Below are 24,338 nucleotides of genomic sequence, written 5' to 3' on the forward strand. Positions count from 1 at the left end.
GCCCGGCTCTGTCGGTCAAACGAGTTCAACCGCCACAGCAGTCGCTTCGCCTCCGCCGATGCAGAGCGAGGCCACACCGCGCTTCTTGCCCTGTGCCTTCAGCGCGGCAATCAGCGTGACGATAATGCGGGCGCCGCTCGCACCGATCGGGTGGCCAAGCGCGGTGCCGCCGCCATTCACGTTGATCTTGTCGTGCGGAATGCCGAGATCGCGCATTGCGAACATGGCGACACAGGCAAAGGCCTCGTTGACTTCGAAGAGGTCTACGTCGTCGATGCTCCAGCCGGCGCGGTCGAGCACTTTGCGAATCGCCGGGATCGGGGCAGTGGTGAACTGTGCGGGCGCTTGTGCATGCGCGGCAGTGGCAACCACGCGGGCAACCGGAGCAAGCCCCTTTGCCTCGGCAACGCTCGTGCGGGTCAGAACGAGCGCGGCCGCACCATCCGAAATCGAACTGGAGGTTGCCGCGGTGATGGTCCCGTCCTTGGCGAAGGCCGGCTTCAGCTGCGGGATCTTGTCGGGGCGTCCCTTCGAGGGAGCCTCATCATGCTCAACCACAACGTCGCCAGCGCGGGTCGAAACCGTGACCGGCACGACTTCGTCGGCAAAGGCACCGCTGGCGATGGCCGCATTGGCGCGGGCGAGCGATTCGATGGAGTAAGCGTCCATCTCCTCGCGGGTCATCTGGTAGGCATTGGCGGTGTCCTGCGCGAAAGTGCCCATGGCGCGGCCCGGCTCGTAGGCGTCTTCCAGCCCGTCAAGGAACATATGGTCATAGGCCGTGTCGTGGCCGATACGTGCGCCCGAGCGGTGCTTCTTGAGCAGGTAGGGCGCATTGGTCATGCTCTCCATGCCGCCGGCAACCACCATGTCGATGGTACCGGCTGCGAGAGCCTCGGCGCCCATGATCACGGTTTGCATGCCCGATCCGCACACCTTGTTGACGGTCGTCGCTTCGACCGACTGCGGCAGGCCTGCCTTGATGGCGGCCTGGCGCGCCGGGGCCTGGCCAAGGCCTGCGGGAAGCACGCAGCCGATGTAGGCACGGTCGATATCCGCGCCGGCAACGCCAGCACGCTCGACCGCGGCCTTGACCGCAATCGCGCCCAGATCGGTCGCGGCAACGTCGGCCAGCGCGCCCTGCATCGCCCCCATCGGGGTGCGGGCGTAAGACAGGATGACGATCGGATCGGTGGGCGAAAGCTGGCTCATGGCGTTATCCTTCCGTGAGGGAATGAAGATTGGCGGCAGGCTCTAATGCTGCATTGCGGTATTGGCAATTGCGCGAGCGCGCAGGCAACATGCTTGTCAGGCGGACGGCTTTGCGCAACAACGCGTCTCAAATAACAACGCATATGTCCGAACGGGAGAACGACATGGCCGACGACCGCCGCGAAGAACTCGAAGCCCTGCTGGCCCGCCAGCGCGCCGCCTTCACCGCATCGCGGCCAGAAGCGATGTCCGTGCGCAAGGATCGCATCCGCCGGGCCATGGCGCTGGTGAAAGATCATGGCGAGGAATTCGCCAAGGCAATGAGCGATGATTTCGGCAGCCGTTCGATGCACCAGTCGATGCTCACCGATATTGCAGCGACGGTTGGCGCCGGCGCGCACGCGCTCAAGCACATGGACAGCTGGGCGAGAACCGAAAAGCGCAAGGTCCAGTTTCCGCTTGGACTGCTCGGGGCAAAGGCAGAGCTGCGTTATGAGCCCAAAGGTGTGATCGGTATTCTCTCACCCTGGAATTTTCCGGTGCAGCTGGCTTTTGGCCCGCTCATGCAGGTGTTGGCGGCGGGCAACCGCGCCATGATCAAGCCGTCCGAATTCACCGAGCGCACGAGCGAGTTGATGGCGAAGCTCACGGCGGAGTATTTTTCGCCCGAAGAAGTGTCGGTCGTCACCGGTGGACCGGAAGTGGCCGCGGCGTTTTCTTCCTTGCCCTTCGATCATCTGGTGTTCACCGGCTCGACCGCGACGGGACGGCGGGTGATGCAGGCCGCGGCTGCGAATCTTGTCCCGGTCACGCTTGAACTCGGCGGCAAGTCGCCGGTGGTCATGGGGCGCAGCGCAGATTTCGCCAAGGCGGGCGAGCGCATTGCCATCGGCAAGATGATGAATGCGGGGCAAATCTGTCTTGCCCCGGATTATCTGATGGTGCCCGAGGATAAGGCGGACGAGGCCGTTGCGGGCGTGACCGGTGCGGCAGCGGCGATGTATCCGCGCATTCTCGACAATGATGACTACGCCTCGATCGTGTCGGACCGGCACTTCGAGCGGCTTCAGGGCCTCGTTGCCGATGCACGCGACAAGGGTGCAGAGGTGATCGAGGTCAATCCGGCCGGCGAGGATTTCGCCAACGCGAACCAGCGCAAGATGCCGCTTACCGTGCTGCGCGGCGTGAGTGATGACATGACCGTGATGCAGGAGGAAATCTTCGGCCCGGTCCTGCCGGTGATGACGTATAAATCGGTCGATCAGGCGGTCGACTACATCAACGATCACGACCGCCCGCTCGGCCTCTATTATTTCGGCGAGGACAAGTCCGAGCAGGAGCGCGTGCTGACCCGCACCATTTCCGGCGGGGTGACGACCAACGATGTGGTGTTCCACGTCTCGATGGAGGACCTGCCGTTCGGCGGCGTGGGGCCGTCGGGCATGGGCAGCTATCACGCCATCGAAGGCTTCCGCGAATTCAGCCATGCCCGTGCAGTCTATCATCAGCCCAAGATCGACATTGCCAAGCTCGGCGGGCTCAAACCGCCTTATGGCAAAGCAACCGAGCAGGCTGCGGCGCGCATGATGAAGTAGGCCGCGTCCGCAACGTCTGTTCGATTTCCTGCAACAACCGTACGGGGTTTTCCCCGAGTCTCGGGCTTGCGCCTTGCGGCTGACAGGCTTAGGGCGACCAGCGGGATTAATAGCTTGGACATCGCTGTGATCGATCTCAGCCAGTATCTGCCGATACTGTTATTCGTGCTCGTTGCCTTCGGGCTTTCGTTGCTTTTCGTCGTGGCTCCGATGGCGGTGTCGCGCCTTACTGGTGTGCACAATCCGGATGCGGAAAAGCTGAGCGAATATGAATGCGGTTTCCCCGCGTTCGAGGACGCGCGCAGCCAGTTCGACGTGCGCTTCTACCTCGTCGCGATCAGCTTCATCGTCTTCGATCTCGAAGCGGCGTTCCTGTTTCCCTGGGCGGTAAGCCTTGGCGAGACTGGCTGGATCGGTTGGGGCGGGATGATGGTGTTCCTGTTCATCCTCGCGGTTGGCCTTGCCTATGAATGGAAGAAAGGGGCGTTGGACTGGGAATGAATAGCATCGTTTCTCCTCCCCAGGGACTTCCGGACATGTCGAAGCTGGCCACCGCGCAGGGCGGTGAGGTTCGCGCACCCGATGCCGATTTCTTCCAGGCGCTCCAGACCGAGGTGACCGACAAGGGCTTCCTTGTCACCTCGACCGAGGAGCTGTTCCAGTGGGCGCGCACAGGCTCGCTGTGGTGGATGACCTTCGGCCTTGCCTGCTGCGCGGTCGAGATGATCCACGTGAACATGCCGCGTTATGACATGGAGCGCTTTGGCGCCGCGCCGCGCGCGTCCCCGCGTCAGTCGGACGTGATGATCGTCGCGGGCACGCTGTGCAACAAGATGGCTCCGGCGCTGCGCAAGGTCTATGACCAGATGTCGGACCCCAAGTATGTGATCAGCATGGGCAGCTGCGCCAATGGCGGCGGCTATTATCACTATTCCTATTCGGTGGTGCGCGGCTGCGACCGGATTGTGCCGGTCGACATTTACGTCCCCGGCTGCCCGCCGACCGCCGAGGCGCTGCTTTACGGCGTCATGCAACTGCAGCGGAAGATCCGCCGCGTCGGCACCATCGAGAGATAAGGGCGAGGCATCATGGCTGTTCTCCATTCCGCCCCGAAGTTCGCTTCCAACGAGGGCGTGATCGAAGCCATCAGCGAGACGATTTCGGTCTGGCTGATCGAGGCCCACGAAGCGCACGGCGAGGTGATCTTCCGTGTCGAGCGCGATGCGGTGGATAAAGTCCTGCGCATTCTGCGCGATGACCACGCCTATCAGCAGCTTATGGAAATCGCGGGGGCGGACTATCCCTCGCGCGCAGAACGCTTCGAAGTCGTCTACATGCTCCAGAGCCTGACCAAGAACCACCGCATCATGGTCAAGTGTTCGGCGAGCGAGAGCACTCCGGTGCCGACTGTCACCACGCTGTGGCCCAATGCAGGCTGGCTCGAACGCGAGGTTTTCGACATGTACGGCGTGACTTTCGCCGGGAACCCCGATCTGCGCCGTATCCTCACCGACTACGGCTTCGAAGGGCATCCCTTCCGCAAGGACTTCCCGATGACGGGCTACACCGAACTGCGCTATTCCGAAGAGGAAAAGCGGGTTGTGTACGAGCCTGTGGAGCTCGCGCAGGAAATGCGCAGCTTCGATTTCCTCTCCCCGTGGGAGGGCGCGGACTACGTGCTGCCGGGCGACGAAAAAGCCCCTTCCGCTCCGCAAGGGGAGGCGAAGAAATGAGCATGCAACGCGAAGAATCGCTCACCACCACGGGTGAGGTGATCTCCAACTACACGATCAATTTCGGCCCCCAGCACCCGGCCGCGCACGGGGTGCTGCGCATGGTGATGGAACTGGACGGCGAGGTTATCGAGCGGATCGACCCGCATGTCGGCCTGCTCCACCGCGGCACCGAAAAGCTGATCGAGCACAAGACCTATCTTCAGGCACTGCCCTACTTCGACCGGCTCGATTACTGCTCTCCGCTGGCGATGGAGCACTCCTATGTGCTCGCCATCGAAAAGCTGCTGAACCTCGAAGTGCCCATCCGCGCCCAATACCTGCGCGTGCTGTTCGCCGAGCTGACCCGCATCTGCAACCACATGCTCAACATGGGCGCGCACATCCTCGATGTCGGCGCGTTCACGCCGAACCTGTGGATCATGGACCTGCGAGAGGATTGCCTCAACTTCTTCGAACGGGCGTCAGGCGCGCGGATGCACAGCGCCTATTTCCGCCCGGGCGGGGTCCATCAGGACGTGCCGGAGAAGCTGCTGGTCGATATCGGCGACTGGCTCGACAACCGCTTCTTCCAGCTTTTCGAAGACGCGATGAGTCTCGTCATGGACAACCGCATCTTTAAGCAGCGCAATGTCGATATCGCCGTTGTCAGCCGCGATGATGCCGTGGCTTGGGGCTTCAGCGGCCCGATGATCCGCGCTGCCGGCATTCCGTGGGACCTGCGCAAGAGCCAGCCCTACGACGTCTATGACCGCATGGAATTCGACATCCCGGTGGGCACCAACAGCGATTGCTATGACCGCTTCATGGTGCGCGTGAAGGAAGTCTACGAGAGCGCCAAGATCATCCGTCAGTGCCTGCGCGACATGCCGACCGGGCCGATTGCCAGCACCGACGGCAAGGTGTCCCCGCCCAAGCGCGGCGAGATGAAGCAGTCGATGGAAAGCCTGATCCATCACTTCAAGCTCTACACCGAAGGCTTCCACGTCCCCGCAGGCGAGGTTTACGTGGCGACCGAAAGCCCCAAGGGCGAGTTCGGCGTCTATCTCGTCAGCGATGGCACCAACAAGCCGTACCGCTGCAAGATCCGCCCCACGGCCTTCTCGCACCTGCAGGCTATGGACTTCATGAGCAAGGGCCACATGCTGCCCGACGCGACCGCCATTCTGGGCGCGATCGACGTGGTGTTCGGGGAGTGCGACCGGTGAAGAAAGTAATCGCCTTCGGCCTCGCTACCGAGATGCTTGTCTACTTTTGCGCTGGGTTCACGACTCTGGCTTTGCTCACGTATGCTGATGATGGTGTGGTCGATATGTCCCGTTCCTTGATAGTAGGTGCGGCTTTGGCGCTATTCCAAGTCGCCCGATTTGGGTGGGATCTTTGGCGTGACACTCGAGATCAAAGCGCCGCAAAGTTGGGCTCTACTCATGGCTGACCGTACCCCCGCTCCCGACACCCCCGAACTGCGCGCCCGTTGGGGTGCGTTCGCATGGACGCCGGAGAACAAGAAAACCGCCGACTGGCATATCGCCAAGTATCCCGAGGGGCGTCAGCGTAGCGCGGTGATGCCGCTGCTCGATCTTGCCCAGCGGCAGGTCGGCGCGGAGACCGATACCCAGGGCTGGCTGCCGCTGCCGGTAATCGAGTATGTCGCCAAGTATCTCGACATGCCTGTGATCCGCGTGCTCGAAGTCGCCAGCTTCTATTTCATGTATAACTTGAAACCCGTCGGCAAATTCCACGTGCAGGTGTGCGGGACGACGCCCTGCATGCTTCGCGGGAGCGACGACATCATGGCCGCCTGCAAGAAGCGCGGCATGAGGAAGGGCGAGGTTTCGGAAGACGGGTTGTGGACCCTCACCGAGGTCGAATGCATGGGCAATTGCGCGACCGCGCCGATGGTCCAGATCAACGACGACAACTACGAGGATCTGACACCCGAGCGCCTCGACGCGGTGCTCGATGCGCTTGCGGCAGGCCAGCAGCCCAAGTCCGGGACGCAGGAGCCGGGCCGTCACACGTCCGAGCCCTCGGGCGGGCCGACCACGCTGACTGCGATGGTCGATGCCAACCACGATTACCGGGGCGAGTGGTAAGGTGGAAACCATCGCCTCCATTTTCGGCGCGCTGCTGCTGGGCTTCATTGCCTACAAGCTGCTGATGGGCGTGATCCGCGTGGGCGTGATCCTGCTCATCGTCGCTGTGCTCGCCGGGCTGTGGCAGCAAGGGGCGATCGGATGAACGGGGTGACGCTGCTCTTTGCGATCCTCGGCCTTACCGGCTTTGCCGCCGGTGCCGTGCTGAGCGCGACCGGAGAGATGAATATGGGCGTGGCCTTGATGGGGCTGGGCCTCGCATTTCAGGTGATTTCGCTGGTGCGCATCAAGCGCGCCAAAAAGAGGGATGGCAGCAATGCTGGCGGATAAGGACCGCATCTTCACCAACGTCTACGGCTTTCAGGACTGGGGCTTGAAGGCGGCGCAGGCGCGTGGCGACTGGGACAGCACCAAGGCGCTGCTTGAACGCGGGCCCGAGGCGATCATCGAGGAAATCAAGGCATCGGGCCTGCGCGGACGGGGCGGGGCGGGCTTCCCGACGGGGCTCAAGTGGTCCTTCATGCCCAAGGAATCGCGTGACGGTCGTCCGAGCTTCCTCGTCATCAACGCCGACGAATCCGAGCCAGGTTCGTGCAAGGACCGCGAGGTCATCCGTCACGATCCGCACAAGCTGGTCGAAGGCGCGCTGGTCGCGGGCTTCGCGATGCGCGCGCGGGCGGCCTATATCTACATCCGCGGCGAATATATCCGCGAAGCCGAGACGCTCCAGAAGGCGATCCACGAGGCCTATGACGCGGGCCTGATCGGCAAGAACGCCTGCGGTTCGGGCTACGATTTCGATGTCTTCATGCACCGCGGTGCGGGTGCCTATATCTGCGGCGAAGAGACCGCGATGATCGAGAGCCTCGAGGGCAAGAAGGGCCAGCCACGCCTCAAGCCCCCGTTCCCGGCGGGTGCGGGCCTTTATGGCTGTCCGACCACGGTCAACAACGTCGAGAGCATCGCGGTCGCACCGACGATCCTTCGGCGCGGGGCCTCGTGGTTCTCGAGCTTCGGGCGCGAGAACAACAAGGGCACCAAGCTGTTCCAGATCAGCGGCCACGTGGAAAAGCCCTGCGTAGTCGAGGAAGCGATGAGCATCAGCTTTGAAGAGCTGATCGAGAAGCACTGCGGCGGCATCCGCGGCGGGTGGGACAATCTGCTGGCGGTGATCCCGGGCGGTTCGTCAGTCCCGCTGGTGCCTGCCGCGCAGATCCGCAACGCGCCGATGGATTTCGACGGGCTCAAGGAGTTGGGCTCCGGCCTCGGCACCGCAGCGGTGATCGTCATGGACAAGTCGACCGACATTGTCCGCGCGATCAGCCGCCTCTCCTATTTCTACAAGCACGAGTCCTGCGGCCAGTGCACCCCCTGCCGCGAAGGCACGGGCTGGATGTGGCGCATGATGGAGCGCCTGCGCACGGGCGATGCAGCAATCGAGGAAATTGACATGCTGCAGGAAGTCACCAAGCAGGTCGAAGGCCACACCATCTGCGCGCTGGGCGACGCCGCCGCATGGCCGATCCAGGGCCTCATCCGCCACTTCCGCCCCGAGCTCGAGCGGCGGATCAACGAACATAACGCGCAATTCCAAGAGGCAGCCGAGTAATGCCCAAGGTCACCGTAGACGGTCAGGAAATCGAGGTCCCGGCAGGCGCGACTGTCCTCCAGGCGTGCGAGCTCGCGGGCAAGGAAATCCCGCGCTTCTGCTATCACGAGCGCCTCTCCATCGCCGGCAATTGCCGCATGTGCCTTGTCGAGGTGAAGCCCGGGCCGCCCAAGCCGCAGGCCTCCTGCGCGCTGCCGGCTGCCGAGGGTCAGGAAATCCGCACCGATTCGCCCATGGTCAAGAAGGCCCGCGAAGGGGTGATGGAGTTCCTCCTCATCAACCACCCGCTCGATTGCCCGATCTGCGATCAGGGCGGCGAGTGCGATCTTCAGGATCAGGCGGTTGCCTATGGCCGCGGCGGCTCGCGCTATCACGAGAACAAGCGCGCGGTGACCGAGAAATACATGGGCCCGCTGATCAAGACGATCATGACCCGCTGCATCCACTGCACCCGCTGCGTGCGCTTCTCGGAAGAGATCGCGGGCGTGGACGAAATCGGCGCGCTCTATCGCGGCGAGGACATGCAGATCACCACCTACCTGGAGCAGGCAGCGGCGCATGAGCTTTCGGCCAACGTCATCGACCTGTGCCCGGTCGGCGCGCTGACCTCGCGGCCCTATGCTTTCGAGGCGCGGCCGTGGGAGCTGAAGAAGACGCTGAGCATCGACGTATCCGACGCGGTGGGCGCGAACATCACGCTCCACTCCAAGGGCCGCGAAGTCATGCGCGCGCTGCCGCGGGTGAACGACGACGTCAACGAGGAGTGGCTTTCAGACAAGGGCCGCTATCAGGTCGACGGGCTGACCAAGCGCCGCTTGGACCGCGTGTGGGTGCGCCGCGAGGGCAAGCTGCAACCGGCTGACTGGACCGAAGCCTTCGGCATGATCGCCTCTGAGCTCGAGGGCGACAAGGCCAGCATCGCGGCGGTGGCGGGTGATTTGCTCGACGCGGAAACGATGTTCGCCGCCAAGGCGCTCGTCAATGCCTGCGGCTCGAACCTCACCGAGGCGCGCCAGACTGGCATGACCTATGACGTGTCGAACCTCGCGGCGGTGAATTTCAACAGCACCTTTGCCGGGATCGAGACCGCCGACGCGATCCTGATCATCGGCAGCAATGTCCGCTGGGAGGCGGCGCTGCTCAATGTCCGCCTGCGCAAGGCGGTGAAGGCGGGGGCGAAGGTCTTCATCATCGGCCCCGAATGGGACCCGACCTATCCGGCGACCTTCCTCGGGTCCGACCTCAAGATCCTCAACCGCATTCCCAAGGAATTGGGTGACGTCATGAAGTCGGCCCAGCGTCCGGCGGTGATTGTCGGCGCGGCGGCTCTGGCCAAGGGCGCGCTGCCGGCTGCGCTCAAGCTGGTGGACAAGTTCAATCTGTTGCGTGACGATTGGAACGGCTTCAACGTGCTGCACATCTCGGCGGCGCGTATGGCTTCGCTGATGCTCGGCTTCACGCTGCCCGGCGGGATGGGCGACATTGCCGCAGCCAGCCCCAAGGTGCTGCTCAGCCTCGGCGCGGACGAGATGGACTATGCGCCTTACGCGGGCAGCCTGAAGGTCTATATCGGCCACCACGGCGACAAGGGCGCGCATCACGCCGACATCATCCTGCCGGGCGCATCCTACGCCGAAAAGGACGGGACTTACGTCAACACCGAAGGCCGGGTGCAGTTCGCCGAGAAGGCCGTGTTCGCCCCCGGCGACGCGCGTGAGGACTGGACGATCCTGCGCGCGCTCGCCGATGCGCTCGGTGTCACCGTCGGCTTCGACAGCTTCGACCAGCTTCAGGCCGCGATGATTGCCGCTGTCCCCGCCTTCGGGGAAGAAGGCCTTGCCGATTACGGCCCGCTGCCCAAGGCGGACAGCGGCGCCAAGTTCGAAGGCGAGATCGCGGGCTACCCGGTCAAGGACTTCTACCTCACCAACTCCATCGCCCGCGCCAGCGCAGTGATGCAGCAGTGCTCGGACGAATTGCTGCACGGGGCTGACGTTAAGGAGGCCGCGGAATGACCGCCTTCTTCCAATCCCTCGGCCTGCCTTACGAATGGGCCTGGACCGTCGCGACGCTGACCGGGATCATCGTGATCTCGCTGCTCGTCATGCTCTCCGTGGCGATGGTGATCTATGTCGACCGCAAGGTGCTCGGCGCGATCATGATGCGGCGCGGGCCCAATGTGGTGGGACCCTTCGGGTTGCTCCAGTCCTTCGCCGATGGCCTCAAGGTCTTCCTGCAAGAGACGATCATCCCGTCAGCCGCGAACAAGGGCATCTTCCTGATCGCGCCGATCATCACCTTCACCGTCGCGCTTGCGGCCTGGGCGGTGATCCCGTTCGATGCGGGCGTGGTGCTGTCGGACATCAATGTCGGCCTTCTCTACATCCTCGCGATCTCATCGATGGGGGTTTACGGCGTGGTGATGAGCGGGTGGGCGTCGAACTCCAAATACCCGTTCTTCTCGGCGATGCGCGCCTCGGCGCAGATGATCTCCTACGAAGTCTCGATCGGCTTCGTGCTGGTCTGCGTCGTGCTGTTTGCGGGGACCTTCAACCTCTCGGGCATCGTGAACGCGCAGCAGGGCTTCGGGCTGGGCCTGATCAACGCCTATGCGGTGCACCCGCTGCTCTTCCCGATGTGGGTGGTGTTCTTCATCTCGGCGCTGGCCGAGACCGCGCGCGCGCCCTTCGACCTCACCGAGGCCGAGAGCGAGCTCGTCGCGGGCTACCAGACCGAATATTCCTCGATGAGCTTCGCGCTGTTCTGGCTCGGCGAGTATGCGAACATCCTCCTGATGTGCTCGCTGAACACGCTGCTGTTCTGGGGCGGGTGGCTGCCGCCGCTCGATATTCCGGTGCTCTACATGGTGCCGGGGATCATCTGGTTCCTGCTCAAGACCTTCATCTTCTTCTTCATGTTCAGCTGGATCTGGGCGACCGTGCCGCGTTACCGCTACGACCAGCTGATGCGCCTCGGGTGGAAGGTGTTCCTGCCGATGAGCCTGCTGTTTGTTGCGGCGACCAGCGGGTACTTGATGGCGACGGGGCACTTTGATGACCAGCGCCAGAGCAGTTTCTTTTCGAGCAAGGACAATCAATACGATTGTTGGGCCAATCGACTAGTAGGCGGTGGGGCTGACAATGGCGCCCTGGATGCGCCCAGACCCGGCGCCGAGAAGCTCCGCCTCGCGTATGGCGTGCCTGATGGCGAAGCCTTTGCAGCAATTATCAACGCCGACGGCTCGGTGGAGCGCGGCAAGATCGTCAGCGCAGGCGGCGGCATTGATGGTGGCGCGGTGCTAGTCCAGGTGAAGCACGAGAAGCTCGGCAAGATCGAAGCGCGTCTGCTTGTTGGCGATCCCGAGAGAATTGATGTCGGCATTGTTCAGGCCAGCTCCGGCAACGAATTCGGCGGAGTTTGTCAGCCTGTTCGCGACACGGCAGGAAAAGCATAATGACCACCGTCTCCCACCTCATCAAATCCTTCACCCTCTGGGAATTCCTCAAGGCGCACGCCTTGACGCTGAAGTATTTTTTCAAGCCCAAGGTGACGATCAACTACCCGTTTGAGAAAGCCCCGCTCTCGCCCCGCTTTCGCGGCGAGCATGCGCTGCGGCGCTATCCCAACGGCGAGGAACGCTGCATCGCGTGCAAGCTGTGCGAAGCCGTGTGCCCCGCGCAAGCGATCACCATCGAGAGCGAGCCGCGCGAGGACGGCAGCCGCCGCACCACCCGCTATGACATCGACATGACCAAGTGCATCTTCTGCGGCTTCTGCCAGGAAGCCTGCCCGGTCGATGCCATCGTCGAGGGGCCGAATTTCGAATACGCCACCGAAACCCGCGAGGAGCTGCTCTACGACAAGGCCAAGCTGCTTGCGAATGGTGACAAATGGGAAAGGGCCATCGCGGCCAATCTTGAAGCCGACGCCCCCTATCGCTAGGGCGCGCCAAAACTTTCGAATGCTGCGAGAGACCGGCGGACACCGGGATTTTGCAAAGGGAATATGGGATCAAACTGGACGGTTTTGCGGTCGGCTCCGCCACATGGGGCAGGGGGCAAAACACGGGGATCATCATGATACAGGCCATCGCCTTCTATTTCTTCGCGACCATCGTGGTCGGCGCCGCCGTGATGGTGATCATGGCGAAGAATCCGGTGCATTCGGTGCTCTGGCTCATCATGGCGTTCTTCAACGCCGCAGGCCTGATGGTGCTGGTGGGCGCCGAGTTTATCGCCATGCTGCTGGTGATCGTTTACGTCGGCGCGGTCGCGGTGCTGTTCCTGTTCGTCGTGATGATGCTCGACATCGATTTTGCCGCGATGCGCGCAGGCTTTTCCCGCAATGCACCGCTGGGGCTGGCGATTGCTGCCGTTCTGCTGGCAGAGCTGCTGCTGGCAGTGGGCGCTTACAACGCGGGCGGCATCACTCTCGGCACGCCTGACGGCGCTGCGATGCAGGCCGCTGACACCTCGAATATCGAGGCCTTGGGCGCGCTGCTTTATGGCCGGTACATCTTGCTGTTCGAAATCGCAGGGATCATCCTGCTGGTCGCAATGATCGGCGCGATCGTGCTGACCTTCCAGCCACCCAAGCCGGGTGCGCGTGCACGGCAGGATGTTGGCAAGCAGATCCGCCGGCGTCCGGAAGATGCAACCGTCATGAAGAACCCGGAAGTCGGGCAGGGGGTCGAGCTGTGATCGGCGTTGAACATTATCTTACCGTGGCTGCGATCCTGTTCGTGCTCGGTGTGCTGGGGATTTTCCTCAACCGCAAGAACGTGATCGTCATCCTGATGGCGGTCGAGCTGATCCTGCTGGCGGTGAACCTCAACCTCGTGGCCTTCAGCGCATTCATGCAGGATCTGGTGGGGCAGGTGTTTGCCATGCTGGTGCTGACTGTCGCGGCGGCCGAGGCGGCCATCGGACTTGCAATCCTGGTGATCTACTTCCGTACCCGCGGCTCGATTGCGGTCGACGATATCAATCGGATGAAGGGGTAATCGCTCGTGAATTCGATCCTCATCATCGTGTTCGCGCCGCTGGCTGCTGCCCTTATCGCAGGGCTGGGCAACCGCATGATCGGCAATGTGGCGGCGAAGTCCGTGACCACCGGGGCGCTGTTCTTTTCGGCAGGGCTCAGCTGGCCGATCTTTCTGGGCTTTATCGGCGGGACCGAAAGTGCCGAAGTCGTGCAGGTATTGAAGTGGGTCGAAAGCGGCACGCTCAGCTTTGACTGGAGCCTGCGCGTCGACACGCTCACCGCGATCATGCTCGTAGTGATCAACTCGGTCTCGGCGCTCGTGCACCTCTATTCGTGGGGGTACATGGAGGAAGATCCGGACCAGCCGCGCTTTTTCGCCTACCTTTCGCTGTTCACCTTCGCGATGCTGATGCTGGTGACGGCCGATAACCTGGTTCAGATGTTCTTTGGTTGGGAAGGCGTGGGCCTTGCCTCGTACCTGCTGATCGGTTTCTGGTTCAAGAAGCCCTCGGCGGGAGCGGCGGCGATCAAGGCCTTCGTGGTCAACCGAGTGGGTGACCTTGGCTTCATGCTTGGCATCTTCGGCACCTATCTGGTGTTCCAGACCACCTCGATCACCGAGATTCTCGCGGCGGCTCCGGCCATGAGCGGATCGACGATCACCTTCGTCGGGATGCGCCTCTACACGATGGACATCCTGTGCATCCTCCTGTTCATCGGCGCGATGGGCAAGAGCGCGCAGCTGGGCCTGCACACCTGGCTGCCGGACGCGATGGAGGGGCCGACGCCGGTTTCCGCGCTGATCCACGCCGCCACCATGGTGACGGCGGGCGTGTTCATGCTGTGCCGCCTCTCGCCGATGTTCGAGACCGCGCCGACCGCGCTCACTATCGTCACCATCGTCGGCGCTGCCACCTGCTTCTTCGCCGCGACCATCGGCACGACGCAGTGGGACATCAAGCGGGTGATTGCCTATTCGACCTGCTCGCAGCTGGGTTACATGTTCTTCGCCGCAGGCGTCGGTGCCTACGGGGCGGCGATGTTCCACCTGTTCACCCACGCCTTTTTCAAGGCGTTGCTGTTCCTTGGCGCAGGGAGCGTAATCCACGCGATGCACCACGAGCAGGACATGCGCTATTACGGCGGGTTGCGTAAGCACATCCCGTTCACCTTCTACGCAATGCTGGCAGGCACGCTGGCGATCACGGGCCTCGGTGTTTACCATCTGGGCGTCGGTTTTGCCGGCTTCTGGTCAAAGGACGCGATCCTCGAAGTTGCTTTTGCGCGCGGTACGCAGGTTTCGACCACCGCGTTCTGGCTGGGAGTCGGCGCGGCTCTGCTGACGAGCTTCTACAGCTGGCGGCTGCTGTTCCTGACTTTCTGGGGCAAGCCGCGCTGGATCGAAAGCGAGCATATTCAGCACGCCGTCCACAAAACACCGGAGCAGGCGGGCGAGGACACCACCGGCGGCTATCACCCGCACGAAAGCCCGGTGCCGATGCTCATCCCGCTGGGCGTGCTGACAATCGGGGCTATCGCCGCGGGGCAGGTGTTCGCTCCCAAGTTCCTGGACGACGCCGCTTTCTGGGCCGGTTCGATCTTTTACAATGAACCGCTGATCCACGCGATGCACGCGGTGCCTTACTGGGTGAAGTATTCGGCCCTCATCGTCATGCTTCTCGGCTTTGCGGGCGCTTACATCGCCTACATCGCCAAGCCCGACATTCCTGCGAAGTTCGTCGCGACCTTCGGCGCTTTGCACAACTTCGTCTACCGCAAGTGGTACTTCGACGAGTTGTATGATGCGATCTTCGTGAAGCCTGCCTTCGCGCTGGGCCGCGCCTTCTGGAAGCTGGGCGATATCGGCACGATCGATCGCTTCGGCCCCAACGGCATCGCCTGGGTGGTCGATCGCAGCGCTACGGCCGCGAAGTCGATCCAGTCGGGCTACGTCTACACCTATGCGCTGATCATGCTCCTCGGGCTGGTCGCCGCTGTCACCTACGTTCTGCTTTAGGAGCGCGCTTCGTAATGGAAGGCCTTCCCATCCTGTCGCTGATGATGCTCGTGCCGCTGGCCGGGGCTGCGGCGTGCCTGTTTGCAGGTGCCAATGCCGCCCGCTGGATCGCATTGACGGCGACGCTTGTCACCTTTGCGCTCGGCGTCGTCTTGTGGTCGAATTACCAGATCGGTGGCCCGCAGTGGCAGTTCACCGAGAAGGCCGAACTGTTCGCGGGCTTCAGCTATGCGCTGGGGATCGACGGGATCGCACTGCTGCTGATCATGCTCAGCGTGTTCCTGATGCCGGTCTGCATCCTTGCAAGCTGGGATTCGATCGAGAAGCGCGTCGGCGAATACATGGCCGCCTTCCTGTTCATGGAAGTGCTGATGATCGGCACCTTCGCGGCGCAGGACCTGTTCCTGTTCTACGTCTTCTTCGAAGCCGGCCTCATCCCGATGTATCTGATCATCGGCGTATGGGGAGGGGACAATCGCATCTACGCAAGCTACAAGTTCTTCCTCTACACCCTGCTCGGATCGGTGCTGATGCTGATCGCGATGTTCTGGATGGTGGCCGAGGCTGGCACCTCCGACATTCCGACGCTGATGCAGTATGACTTCCCGGCAGAGGCGCAGACCTGGCTATGGCTGGCATTCTTCGCGAGCTTCGCGGTGAAGGTGCCGATGTGGCCGCTCCATACGTGGCTGCCTGATGCGCACGTGCAGGCACCCACGGCAGGCTCCGTGATCCTTGCCGGCGTGCTGCTGAAGCTCGGCGGCTACGGGTTCATCCGCTTCAGCCTGCCGATGTTCCCGGAGGCCTCGGCGCAGTTTGCATGGCTGGTTTTCGCGCTGTCGATGGTGGCGGTGGTCTACACCTCGCTGGTTGCGCTGGTGCAGGCCGACATGAAGAAGCTGATCGCCTATTCCTCGGTCGCGCACATGGCGATTGTTACCGTCGGCCTCTTTGCCTTTAACGTGCAGGGGCTGGAAGGCGCGATGATCATCATGCTCAGCCACGGCCTTGTGTCCGGCGCGCTGTTCCTGTGCGTGGGTGTGATCTACGACCGTCTGCACACCCGCGAGATTGCGCGTTACGGCGGGTTGGCGATCAACATGCCCTACTACGCGCTGTTCTTCCTGCTGTTCACCATGGCGAGCATTGGCTTGCCGGGCACCAGCGGCTTTGTTGGCGAGTTTTTGGCGCTTGCGGGCATTTACCAGACGTCGAGCCTTGTCGCGCTGGTGGCAACCACCGGCATCATCCTTGGCGCGGCCTATATGCTCTACCTTTATCGCCGTGTGGCGTTTGGCGGGCAGGTCAACGAGGACGCGGCGAAGATGACAGACATCACGGCGCGCGAGTGGGTGATGATGGCCCCGATTGCCGCAGCGGTGCTGTGGATGGGGGTCTATCCCGAAAGCTTCCTTGCGCCGATGCGCGCTGACATTGCCGTGCTTGATGCGCGGCTTGCAGCGGCGGCTCCTGCCGGCGATGCCGCACTGGCGGCCGGTGCGCCCCGCGCCGAGGCTGCAAACGCCTTGCCTGAACATTCGAGCGCCAAGGAGGGCGCGCACTGATGGATTTCGCTCACTCCTTTGGCCTCATCATCCCCGAACTGCTGCTAAGCTTTTCGGGTCTCGTGTTGCTGCTGGTTGCCGCATGGAGCGGCGACAAGGGCGCTCGCCAGATTGCCATCGGCGCCGCTGCCGCTCTGTTTGTCGCGGGCTTCCTGCTGGTGCCGGGACTTCATCTTGGAACGGATGGCCCTGCAACGCTGGCTTTTGGCGGATTGCTCAAGGTCGACAGCTTCGCGCTTTTCGCCAAGGCGTTGATCTACCTTGCCGCCATCGGCGCGCTGATGATCGCCCCGGCCTTCTTCGACAGCGCGGCTGCGGGGACCGAGCGCGGCATGCGAGCCGAATATCCGGTGCTGGTGCTGTTCGCGGCGGTTGGCATGAGCATCATGGTGTCCGCCAATGATTTCATGAGCCTCTACCTCGGGCTCGAGCTGAATAGCCTCTCTGCCTATGTGCTCGCCGCGATCCTGCGCAAGGACACGCGCTCGGGCGAGGCGGGGCTGAAGTATTTCGTGCTTGGCGCGCTCGCTTCGGGCATCTTGCTTTACGGGATGAGCCTGCTTTACGGCTTCACCGGCGGAACCGCGTTCACGGCAGTGCGTGCAGGCTTGACCGGCGAGATGGGCACCGGGGCGCTGTTCGGCGTTATCTTCGTGCTTTCGGGTCTCGCCTTCAAGATCAGCGCCGTGCCGTTCCACATGTGGACACCCGACGTCTATGAAGGCGCGCCGACCCCGGTCACGGCATTCTTCGCCACTGCGCCCAAGGTTGCAGCTGTCGCGCTGACCGCGCGGGTGGTGTTCGAAGTGTTCGGTGGTCAGGTTCTCGCATGGCAGCAGATCGTCATGTTCACCGCGCTGGCCTCGATCATTTTCGGCGCGCTGGGGGCGATCGGGCAAGAAAACCTCAAGCGGCTGCTGGCTTATTCGTCGATCAATAACATCGGTTTCATCCTGCTCGGCCTTGCGGTGGCCAATCAGGCGGGCGCCGCGGCGATGCTGGTGTATCTGTTCATCTATGTCGCCATGAGCCTCGGCAGCTTTGTTGCGCTGCTGATGCTGCGCGGCGAGGACGGCGCGCTGTTTGAAACCTTTGCCGACATCCGCGGTCTTTCTGTGACCCGTCCGGCAATTGCCTGGGCGCTGCTGGTGTTCATGTTCAGCCTGGCGGGCATCCCGCCGCTGCTCGGTTTCTACAGCAAGTTCGTGGTGTTTCAGGCGACGATCGAGGCGGGGCTTGTGGCCTTCGGGGCCATCGCGATTGCCGCGAGCGTGATTGGCGCGTTCTATTACATCAAATTTGTCAAAGTGATGTTCTTCGATGAGCCGGCCGGCGTGGTCACCGGCAAGAGCCCGGCGGGGCATTGGGTCTTGCTGGGACTGACAGCCCTGATTGTATCCCCTCTGGGATACCTCCTCACCCCGTCGCTCACCGATCTGGCCGACAAGGCCGCAGCTTCGCTGTTCCTTGCGGTTTGATCGAGATCGCTGAACAGACCGGCTCGACGAACGCCGACCTTGCCGCTGCAGTCCGCACCGGTGAGGGGTGGGCAGAGGGTCGCTGGCTGGTCGCCCGTCGACAGACCGCAGGGCGCGGGCGGCAAGGTCGCGAGTGGTTCGACGGTGCGGGCAATTTCATGGGTTCGACCGCGGTTGTGCCGGGCGAGGGCGCTCCTCCGGTCGCAAGTCTCAGTTTCGTTGCCGCATTGGCGGTCTACGATGCCGCGCTGGCGATGCTCGGCGAGAATGGCAACCTTTCGCTCAAGTGGCCAAATGATGTGCTGCTGGACGGAGGCAAGCTCTCCGGCATCCTGCTTGAAATGGTGCGAGGCGTTGTCATCGTCGGGATCGGCGTGAACCTCGCACGCGCTCCGGAACTGCCCGACCGCAAGACTGCCGCGTTGGCTGATGTCATGGCTGCACCGGTGCTGGAAGATTTCGCCAGCGGCCTTGCCGCAGCGTTCGACCGGCGACTGGAAGCGTGGCGCACCTATGGTCTCGGTCCGACACTCCAGGCTTTTCTCGCCGTGTCCATCCATGCGCAAGGCTCGCCCGTTAAGGTCCATGACACTGATGGTTCGGTTCTGTCAGGTTCCTTCGCCGGGCTTGAGGAAAGCGATGGTGCGTTGCGGCTGCGCTTGGCGGATGGCAGCGAACGTGTCATTCGCGCTGGCGATATTTCCTAGGAAGGAACGCATCCCATGCTGCTTGCTGCCGATGTCGGGAACACCAATGTCGTCTTTGCGCTGTTCGATTATCAGTCGGACGGCACGCACACCATCCGCGCCCGTTGGCGGATTGCCACCGATCCGCGCCGGACAGGCGATGAATATGCTGTCTGGCTGCTGCAACTGCTCAAGATCGAAGGGGTCGAGCGGGACGCCATCGCCCAGATCATCGTTGCCTCGGTGGTTCCGCGTGCGGATCACAACCTTACGGTGCTGTGCCAGAAATACTTCGGCATCACGCCGCTGTTTGCCGGGCAGGGTGCAGCCCGCTGGCGGTTCGAGATTGATGTTGACCAGCCTTCGTCGCTGGGCGCCGATCGCGCCCTGAACATCCTGGCTGCACACCACAAGTATGGCGGCGACCTGATCGTGGTCGATTTCGGCACTGCCACCAAGTTCGAGGCGGTCGATTTCACCGGCGCCTACAAGGGCGGGTCGATTGCGCCGGGAATCAATCTGTCGCTCGATGCCTTGGTGGGCAAGACCGCCAAACTCCCGCGCATCGCGATCCGCGCCCCTGCCAGTCGTTCGGTCATCGGACGGAATACCGAAGACCAGATGCTGATCGGGGTGTTCTGGGGTTATGTCGCGATGATGGAAGGCATGGTCGCCAAGATGAAAGCGGAGATCGGCCGACCGGCAAAGGTTGTCGCTACCGGCGGCCTCGCCATATTGTTTGGCGATGCCACCGAAATCTTTGATCACGTCGATGCCGACCTGACGCTTGATGGCCTCGCGATCCTCGCCCGGCAGGCCGAAACCGCCTGACCGTTGCCAACGTAAGAGACATTGTGAAGAACGATTTTACCCCGGAAGACGAGTTGCTGTTCCTTGCCCTTGGCGGGTCGGGAGAGATTGGCATGAACGTCAATCTCTACGGCTGTCAGGGCAAATGGCTGATGGTCGATCTGGGCATGACCTTCTCCGGTATGGAGTATCCGGGGGTCGACCTGGTCTTCGCCGATCTCGAATTCATCGAGGAACGGGTTGAAGACCTGCTCGGTATTGTGCTGACCCACGCGCACGAGGATCACATCGGTGCGGTGCCCTATTTTGCGGGTGAACTGGACGTGCCACTTTATGCCACACCTTTCACCGCCGATCTCGTCGCGCGCAAGCTGGAAGAGGCGGGGCTGCTGGGGAAGGTTGAGCTCAACATCATCGAGGATGATCACGGCGCGATCGACATCGGGCCGTTCACAGTCCGCTATCTGCCGCTGGCGCACTCCATCGCCGAGGGCAACGCTCTGCTGATCGACACACCGCATGGGCGGATTTTCCACACCGGTGACTGGAAGCTCGACGAGGATCCGATCATCGGCGTTCCGACCACTGAGGCGGAACTGCGGGCGATCGGTGATGAGGGCGTGCTCGCGCTGGTGTGCGATTCGACCAATGTGTTCAATCCCAAGCCTTCGGGCTCGGAAGGCGCGGTGCATCAGGCGCTGATGGACGAGGTTGCCCGGCACAAGGGCAAGCGGGTCGTCGTCACGACCTTCGCCAGCAATGTCGCGCGGCTCCAGACATTGGGCGATGTGGCGCGCGAGACGGGGCGGCAAATCTGCGTTGCCGGGCGCTCGCTCGACCGGATCATCGAGGTGGCGCAGGATAACGGCTATCTTGAGGATTTTCCCACGCCGGTCGATTTTGACACCGCCATGGGCCTGCCACGTGGCCAGGTGCTTATCATCGCCACCGGCGGGCAGGGCGAACCGCGTGCTGCGCTGGCGCGGATCGCCGAAAACAATCACCCGATCGAATTGACCGAGGGCGATGTGGTGCTGTTTTCATCGCGCCAGATCCCCGGCAACGAGATACCGATTGGCAAGATCCAGAACCAGCTGGCCGCGCGCGGGATCACGATGGTGACCGATCGGCAGGCTTTCATCCATGTGTCGGGCCATCCCGGACGGCCCGAGCTTGAAGCGCTTTACGAGTGGCTGCGCCCCGAGGTGCTGGTGCCGGTCCACGGCGAGATGCGCCACATGATGGAGCAGGCACGGGTCGGCAAGGCCAGCGGCATACCTTCGCAGGTGGTGCAGAAAAACGGCGACATCGTGCGTCTCGCGCCGGGCAAGCCGGGCAAGCTCGCCGAAGTGCGCGCCGGGCGTCTGGTGCTCGACGGCGACATTATCGCCCCCGCCAATGGCGAGGCGATCACCATGCGCCGTCGCATCGCATCTGAAGGCGTACTCGTGGTCGTTCTGGCGCGCGGGGCCCGTCCGATGATCGAGGCCGTTGGCCTGCCGCTGGACGAGGACCTTCCTGCCTTTCTCGAAGAGGCAACCGGCGATGTGCTGACAGCGATTGGTCGGCTGAAGGGCAAGGACGCCCGTGATCCGGCGGCAATCCACGAAGCGGCGCGGCTTGCGGCACGGCGGGCGGCGCAGCGCTGGTCCGGCAAGAAGCCGCAGGTTCGGGTGGTCATGCCAGGGGCTGCGGTCTGATGCAGATCACCTCGATTGCGGCGATCTATTTCCTGTTTTTCGTGATGAGCGCCTTTGTCATGCTGCCCTTCGGCGTGCGCACTGCGGACGAGGCGGGTGTCGAAAAGGTCCCCGGGCAGGCCGAAAGTGCCCCGGTGAATTTCCGGCCGGGCAAGGTTGCCGCCAGAGCTGCGGTGGTTGCTGCGGTGCTGACGGGACTGTTCGTCGCCAACTACCAGAATGGCTGGATCACCGCCGCCGATATCGACGTCCTGCCCAAGCCTCCGGTGGCGCGCAACTAGCTCCGGAAGCGCTGGATTGCCTGCGCCAGTGCAACGTAGAGCTTGCCCATTTCGGAACCCAGCACCGTCACGCTCAGCGCGTGGCCGTCCCGCGTCGAAAGCATGGCGCGCAGCATCGCTTCGAAATCGTGGATGTAGCGGTTGACGTTGCCCTTGAACGTCTCGTCGTCGCTGTAAAGCGTGGCGATGTCCTTGGCCGTGCCGTTGTCGATCAGCCGCACCGCACGCCGCGTGAAGATCCCGCGGTCCCCCTTGAGATAGGCATCCCACGCCGTGTCGGTCACTTCGGTCGATAGCGCGGAGGTGATGTCGATCGCGGCGGAGTTGAGGCTGTCGGTGATCAGCGCCATCCGCCGGGCGAAGTCGTTGTTGATCTGCTCTTCAGCCAGTTCGCGGGCGCGGGTGATGCGCTGCTCGAGATTGCCGGTCAGCTCGTTGACCCGCACCAGCTGGTCGCGCAGCTGGATGGTCGCCTCGCGTCCAACGCCCGAGGCGTGCGCTGCGGCTTGCTCAAGCTTGCCGATTGTCGCCGCCGCCTCGTTGCGCAGGGCGCGTTCGAGCGCCTGCACCGCTTCGCCGCCGATGTCTTCCGCAAGCGCCGCAGTCTTCTCGCGGGCGCCTTGGTCAAGGGTCGCAAATGCACTTGTGATCGCGGCCTCAAGCGTTTCAAGCGCGGTGCGCAATTCGTCCTGCGCCCCGGATGCCAGCGCCCCGCTTTCCTCTGCCAACCGGGCAAATCCGCCGCGCAACCCTTGCAAGCGGGCGAGGGCATCTTCTGCATCTTCTGCCAGCCTTGCCTTGAATCCGGCAATGGCGATTTCCGCCGCGTCGATTTCGGCACGGGTCTTGACCAGATAGTCCGAAAGATCGCTACCCTGCTGGCTCGACCGGAGCATAAGCTGGCCGACCTTTTCGGCGCGGCTTTCGGTTGCTGCCAGTGAGGCATCCGCTGCTGCAATCGCCGCGGGCAGATCTTCGCGGGTGGCGCGGGCGCCGGACTGGATGATTTCCAGCAGCCGGATGCCGCTTTCGGTAAGTTCCGCCAGCCGCGCTTCGGTTTGCGCAAGTGCCGTGCGCTTGTCTGCCAATTGCTGCCCGAGCGTGCCGAGCCCTGTCGCAAGACTGGCACGGGCCGCTTCGCCCTGCCGGTCGATTGCGAGCATCAGCTGCCCCAGCTCCTCCAGCTTCGCGGTAATCGCCTCGCCATGGGCAACCAGCTTTTCGGTATCCGCGATCTGCGCCTCGCGTCGCTGCGCCAGTGCATCATCAAGATTGGCAAGGCGCTGTGCGAGCACTTCGCTGGCCTGCGCCTCATGCGTCTCGAAAGCGGCCTGCCGCTGTTCGATCTGCTCGGCGAGAGCGATGCTGCGTTCGGCCATCTGCGCCTCGAATGTTGCGACATCGGCACGGAGCTGTTCGATCCGCTGCGCCGATGCCGTGCCGGTGGCGCGATCGATCTCGTCAACCAGCCGGAGCCGTTCGACCAGACCTTCGTGAAGTGCGGCAATGCTGGCTTCCAGCTGTTCGCGGGCAGTTTCGCTCGCGCTCCGCAGGCGATCGGCAATCGCCTCGGTTTCGCTTGCGGTTTGCTGCGCCCGTTCGCCCAGCGCCGCCAGTGCTTCGGCCTCCAGCGTGTCGAGCCGGGCGCGATAGGCCTCGGCATCGGATTGCAGCGTGACAAATCGCTGGCTGACGAGCGTTTCGATGCGGGAGAGCTGGTCTTCGAACCCGGCCAGTGTCTCGCCGACCCGCGATCCGAGGCTGCGCACCTGCGTTTCGCTGGCGCTGCCAAAGGTATTGAGCCGCTCGAACCCCGCCACCAGCCGTTCCAGCTGGTCTTGCGCATTGCGTCCGGCGCCGCCGATCTGGTTGGCGACATCGCGGGCGGCGTTGGCGATCACCGGCAGATCATCACGCAGCCGGTTCATATTGCCCAGAGCAGTCTCGCTGGTGGTTCCGATGGCATCGACCTGCGCGCCATTGCTGACGATCAGGGCCTGCAATTCGGCTGCGTGGGTCGAAATCCGCTCTGCTGCGATCCGGCCCAGCGATTCAAGCTCGCGGGACTGGGCGGCGAGAAACTCGCGGGCAAGGCTGAGTTCGCGGTTCACCACCTTGAGCCGTTCTTCCAGCGCAGCGCTTTCCTGGCTCATGTGCGCGGCGACGGCGGCGAAGCGGCGGGCCTCGGCGCGGGATGATCGCATCGCGATCAGCCACACGATACCGATCAGCGCTGCCGGCACCGACCATTGCACCAGCCATGCTGCCCAGTCCGAAGGCGCGGGGCTGGCCAGCATCGCCGCGCTGTTGGCCCAGCCGAAAAAGCCGGTCCATCCTGCCACAGCGAGCAAAGCCAGTGCCGGTGTCACCCAGCCGAACCGCGCAGGAGCGTGCGCCACTGGCGTCTCTTCGGCCTCTTCGAGCCAGCTGTCCCCGAGATCGAGCGGTGCTGCCTGCTGTTCGCCCAGAGCAGCCTCAGCCGCCGTGTCCTCGTTGCCCCCGCGCCCGAAAGCGCGCATCTGATGCCGTCCTGCCATGAACGCCTCATACCACAGCCGGAATCGGGATAAACC

The 24,338-nt window shown here is 63.1% G+C and carries 21 protein-coding genes and 2 pseudogenes; 21 read left to right on the top strand and 2 right to left on the bottom strand.

Annotated elements, in window-relative coordinates:
* Positions 1-15 precede the first annotated feature (15 nt).
* Positions 16-1,212 (bottom strand): thiolase family protein, encoded by a 1,197-nt coding sequence (locus tag ACU0AG_RS04375; RefSeq protein WP_482781042.1) that lies wholly within the window; start codon positions 1,210-1,212, stop codon positions 16-18.
* A gap of 164 nt (positions 1,213-1,376) precedes the next feature.
* On the opposite strand from ACU0AG_RS04375, the gene ACU0AG_RS04380 reads away from it, so the two are divergent.
* From ACU0AG_RS04380 to ACU0AG_RS04480, 21 genes and pseudogenes are all read left to right on the top strand, one after another.
* Complete coding sequence (locus ACU0AG_RS04380; RefSeq protein WP_482781043.1) at positions 1,377-2,807, top strand: coniferyl aldehyde dehydrogenase; 1,431 nt, start codon at positions 1,377-1,379, stop codon at positions 2,805-2,807.
* Between the two features lie 126 nt (positions 2,808-2,933).
* Positions 2,934-3,308: an NADH-quinone oxidoreductase subunit A gene (locus ACU0AG_RS04385; protein WP_482781395.1), complete on the top strand. Its 375-nt coding sequence runs from the start codon at positions 2,934-2,936 to the stop codon at positions 3,306-3,308.
* Positions 3,278-3,883: a NuoB/complex I 20 kDa subunit family protein gene (locus ACU0AG_RS04390; RefSeq protein ID WP_482781044.1), complete on the top strand. Its 606-nt coding sequence runs from the start codon at positions 3,278-3,280 to the stop codon at positions 3,881-3,883. The genes ACU0AG_RS04385 and ACU0AG_RS04390 overlap by 31 nt, the downstream gene beginning before the upstream one ends.
* Positions 3,884-3,895: 12 nt before the next feature.
* Positions 3,896-4,519: pseudogene (locus ACU0AG_RS04395) on the top strand (NADH-quinone oxidoreductase subunit C); the annotation flags it as partial.
* Between the two features lie 17 nt (positions 4,520-4,536).
* The gene (locus tag ACU0AG_RS04400; RefSeq protein WP_482781045.1) at positions 4,537-5,748 is read left to right on the top strand and encodes an NADH-quinone oxidoreductase subunit D; all 1,212 of its coding nucleotides are present in this window, start codon (positions 4,537-4,539) and stop codon (positions 5,746-5,748) included.
* 219 nt (positions 5,749-5,967) lie between these two features.
* Positions 5,968-6,636, top strand: a complete 669-nt coding sequence (gene nuoE, locus ACU0AG_RS04405; protein ID WP_482781046.1) for an NADH-quinone oxidoreductase subunit NuoE — start codon at positions 5,968-5,970, stop codon at positions 6,634-6,636.
* 1 nt (position 6,637) lies between these two features.
* A complete protein-coding gene (locus ACU0AG_RS04410) occupies positions 6,638-6,781 on the top strand; it encodes a hypothetical protein (RefSeq protein WP_482781047.1) in 144 nt (47 codons plus the stop codon).
* Positions 6,778-6,966 (top strand): hypothetical protein, encoded by a 189-nt coding sequence (locus tag ACU0AG_RS04415; RefSeq protein ID WP_482781048.1) that lies wholly within the window; start codon positions 6,778-6,780, stop codon positions 6,964-6,966. The genes ACU0AG_RS04410 and ACU0AG_RS04415 overlap by 4 nt, the downstream gene beginning before the upstream one ends.
* Positions 6,953-8,245 carry an NADH-quinone oxidoreductase subunit NuoF gene (gene nuoF, locus ACU0AG_RS04420; RefSeq protein WP_482781049.1) on the top strand — a complete coding sequence of 431 codons (1,293 nt, stop codon included), beginning with the start codon at positions 6,953-6,955 and terminating at the stop codon, positions 8,243-8,245. Before ACU0AG_RS04415 ends, nuoF begins: the two co-directional genes overlap by 14 nt.
* Positions 8,245-10,260: an NADH-quinone oxidoreductase subunit NuoG gene (gene nuoG, locus ACU0AG_RS04425; protein ID WP_482781050.1), complete on the top strand. Its 2,016-nt coding sequence runs from the start codon at positions 8,245-8,247 to the stop codon at positions 10,258-10,260. Before nuoF ends, nuoG begins: the two co-directional genes overlap by 1 nt.
* A pseudogene (gene nuoH / locus ACU0AG_RS04430) lies at positions 10,257-11,297 on the top strand (NADH-quinone oxidoreductase subunit NuoH); the annotation flags it as partial. The gene nuoG and the pseudogene nuoH, both read left to right, overlap by 4 nt.
* A 401-nt stretch (positions 11,298-11,698) precedes the next feature.
* Positions 11,699-12,187, top strand: coding sequence for an NADH-quinone oxidoreductase subunit NuoI (nuoI, locus tag ACU0AG_RS04435; RefSeq protein ID WP_069310315.1), 489 nt, complete (start codon positions 11,699-11,701; stop codon positions 12,185-12,187).
* Between the two features lie 134 nt (positions 12,188-12,321).
* Positions 12,322-12,945 (top strand): NADH-quinone oxidoreductase subunit J, encoded by a 624-nt coding sequence (locus ACU0AG_RS04440; RefSeq protein ID WP_482781051.1) that lies wholly within the window; start codon positions 12,322-12,324, stop codon positions 12,943-12,945.
* Complete coding sequence (gene nuoK / locus ACU0AG_RS04445; RefSeq protein WP_482781052.1) at positions 12,942-13,247, top strand: NADH-quinone oxidoreductase subunit NuoK; 306 nt, start codon at positions 12,942-12,944, stop codon at positions 13,245-13,247. The genes ACU0AG_RS04440 and nuoK overlap by 4 nt, the downstream gene beginning before the upstream one ends.
* A gap of 6 nt (positions 13,248-13,253) precedes the next feature.
* The gene (nuoL, locus tag ACU0AG_RS04450; RefSeq protein ID WP_482781053.1) at positions 13,254-15,245 is read left to right on the top strand and encodes an NADH-quinone oxidoreductase subunit L; all 1,992 of its coding nucleotides are present in this window, start codon (positions 13,254-13,256) and stop codon (positions 15,243-15,245) included.
* 14 nt (positions 15,246-15,259) lie between these two features.
* The gene (locus ACU0AG_RS04455) at positions 15,260-16,810 is read left to right on the top strand and encodes an NADH-quinone oxidoreductase subunit M (RefSeq protein WP_482781054.1); all 1,551 of its coding nucleotides are present in this window, start codon (positions 15,260-15,262) and stop codon (positions 16,808-16,810) included.
* Entirely contained in the window at positions 16,810-18,288 is a 1,479-nt protein-coding gene (nuoN, locus tag ACU0AG_RS04460; RefSeq protein ID WP_482781055.1) for an NADH-quinone oxidoreductase subunit NuoN, read from the top strand. Before ACU0AG_RS04455 ends, nuoN begins: the two co-directional genes overlap by 1 nt.
* Positions 18,285-18,995: a biotin--[acetyl-CoA-carboxylase] ligase gene (locus ACU0AG_RS04465; RefSeq protein WP_482781056.1), complete on the top strand. Its 711-nt coding sequence runs from the start codon at positions 18,285-18,287 to the stop codon at positions 18,993-18,995. The genes nuoN and ACU0AG_RS04465 overlap by 4 nt, the downstream gene beginning before the upstream one ends.
* A 15-nt stretch (positions 18,996-19,010) precedes the next feature.
* Complete coding sequence (locus ACU0AG_RS04470; RefSeq protein ID WP_482781057.1) at positions 19,011-19,805, top strand: type III pantothenate kinase; 795 nt, start codon at positions 19,011-19,013, stop codon at positions 19,803-19,805.
* Positions 19,806-19,828: 23 nt separating this feature from the next.
* Positions 19,829-21,484 carry a ribonuclease J gene (locus ACU0AG_RS04475; protein WP_482781058.1) on the top strand — a complete coding sequence of 552 codons (1,656 nt, stop codon included), beginning with the start codon at positions 19,829-19,831 and terminating at the stop codon, positions 21,482-21,484.
* Entirely contained in the window at positions 21,484-21,765 is a 282-nt protein-coding gene (locus ACU0AG_RS04480; RefSeq protein WP_482781059.1) for a DUF1467 family protein, read from the top strand. Before ACU0AG_RS04475 ends, ACU0AG_RS04480 begins: the two co-directional genes overlap by 1 nt.
* Here the strand turns inward: ACU0AG_RS04480 and ACU0AG_RS04485 are convergent.
* Positions 21,762-24,302, bottom strand: a complete 2,541-nt coding sequence (locus ACU0AG_RS04485) for a coiled-coil domain-containing protein (RefSeq protein WP_482781060.1) — start codon at positions 24,300-24,302, stop codon at positions 21,762-21,764. The two genes, ACU0AG_RS04480 and ACU0AG_RS04485, sit on opposite strands and share 4 nt — an antisense overlap.
* Positions 24,303-24,338: the final 36 nt, after the last annotated feature.

The organism is Erythrobacter sp. RANMB8, from assembly GCF_056848235.1.

Bases quoted from the DNA above. Each gene is read 5' to 3' on its own strand.
- ACU0AG_RS04470 (WP_482781057.1), top strand. From the start codon at position 19,011: ATGCTGCTTGCTGCCGATGTCGGGAACACCAATGTCGTCTTTGCGCTG.
- ACU0AG_RS04415 (WP_482781048.1), top strand. From the start codon at position 6,778: ATGAACGGGGTGACGCTGCTCTTTGCGATCCTCGGCCTTACCGGCTTT.
- ACU0AG_RS04455 (WP_482781054.1), top strand. From the start codon at position 15,260: ATGGAAGGCCTTCCCATCCTGTCGCTGATGATGCTCGTGCCGCTGGCC.
- ACU0AG_RS04380 (WP_482781043.1), top strand. From the start codon at position 1,377: ATGGCCGACGACCGCCGCGAAGAACTCGAAGCCCTGCTGGCCCGCCAG.
- nuoE (WP_482781046.1), top strand. From the start codon at position 5,968: ATGGCTGACCGTACCCCCGCTCCCGACACCCCCGAACTGCGCGCCCGT.
- nuoI (WP_069310315.1), top strand. From the start codon at position 11,699: ATGACCACCGTCTCCCACCTCATCAAATCCTTCACCCTCTGGGAATTC.
- nuoG (WP_482781050.1), top strand. From the start codon at position 8,245: ATGCCCAAGGTCACCGTAGACGGTCAGGAAATCGAGGTCCCGGCAGGC.
- ACU0AG_RS04485 (WP_482781060.1), bottom strand. From the start codon at position 24,302: ATGGCAGGACGGCATCAGATGCGCGCTTTCGGGCGCGGGGGCAACGAG.
- ACU0AG_RS04400 (WP_482781045.1), top strand. From the start codon at position 4,537: ATGAGCATGCAACGCGAAGAATCGCTCACCACCACGGGTGAGGTGATC.
- ACU0AG_RS04440 (WP_482781051.1), top strand. From the start codon at position 12,322: ATGATACAGGCCATCGCCTTCTATTTCTTCGCGACCATCGTGGTCGGC.
- nuoF (WP_482781049.1), top strand. From the start codon at position 6,953: ATGCTGGCGGATAAGGACCGCATCTTCACCAACGTCTACGGCTTTCAG.
- ACU0AG_RS04390 (WP_482781044.1), top strand. From the start codon at position 3,278: ATGGAAGAAAGGGGCGTTGGACTGGGAATGAATAGCATCGTTTCTCCT.
- ACU0AG_RS04480 (WP_482781059.1), top strand. From the start codon at position 21,484: ATGCAGATCACCTCGATTGCGGCGATCTATTTCCTGTTTTTCGTGATG.
- ACU0AG_RS04375 (WP_482781042.1), bottom strand. From the start codon at position 1,212: ATGAGCCAGCTTTCGCCCACCGATCCGATCGTCATCCTGTCTTACGCC.
- nuoN (WP_482781055.1), top strand. From the start codon at position 16,810: ATGGATTTCGCTCACTCCTTTGGCCTCATCATCCCCGAACTGCTGCTA.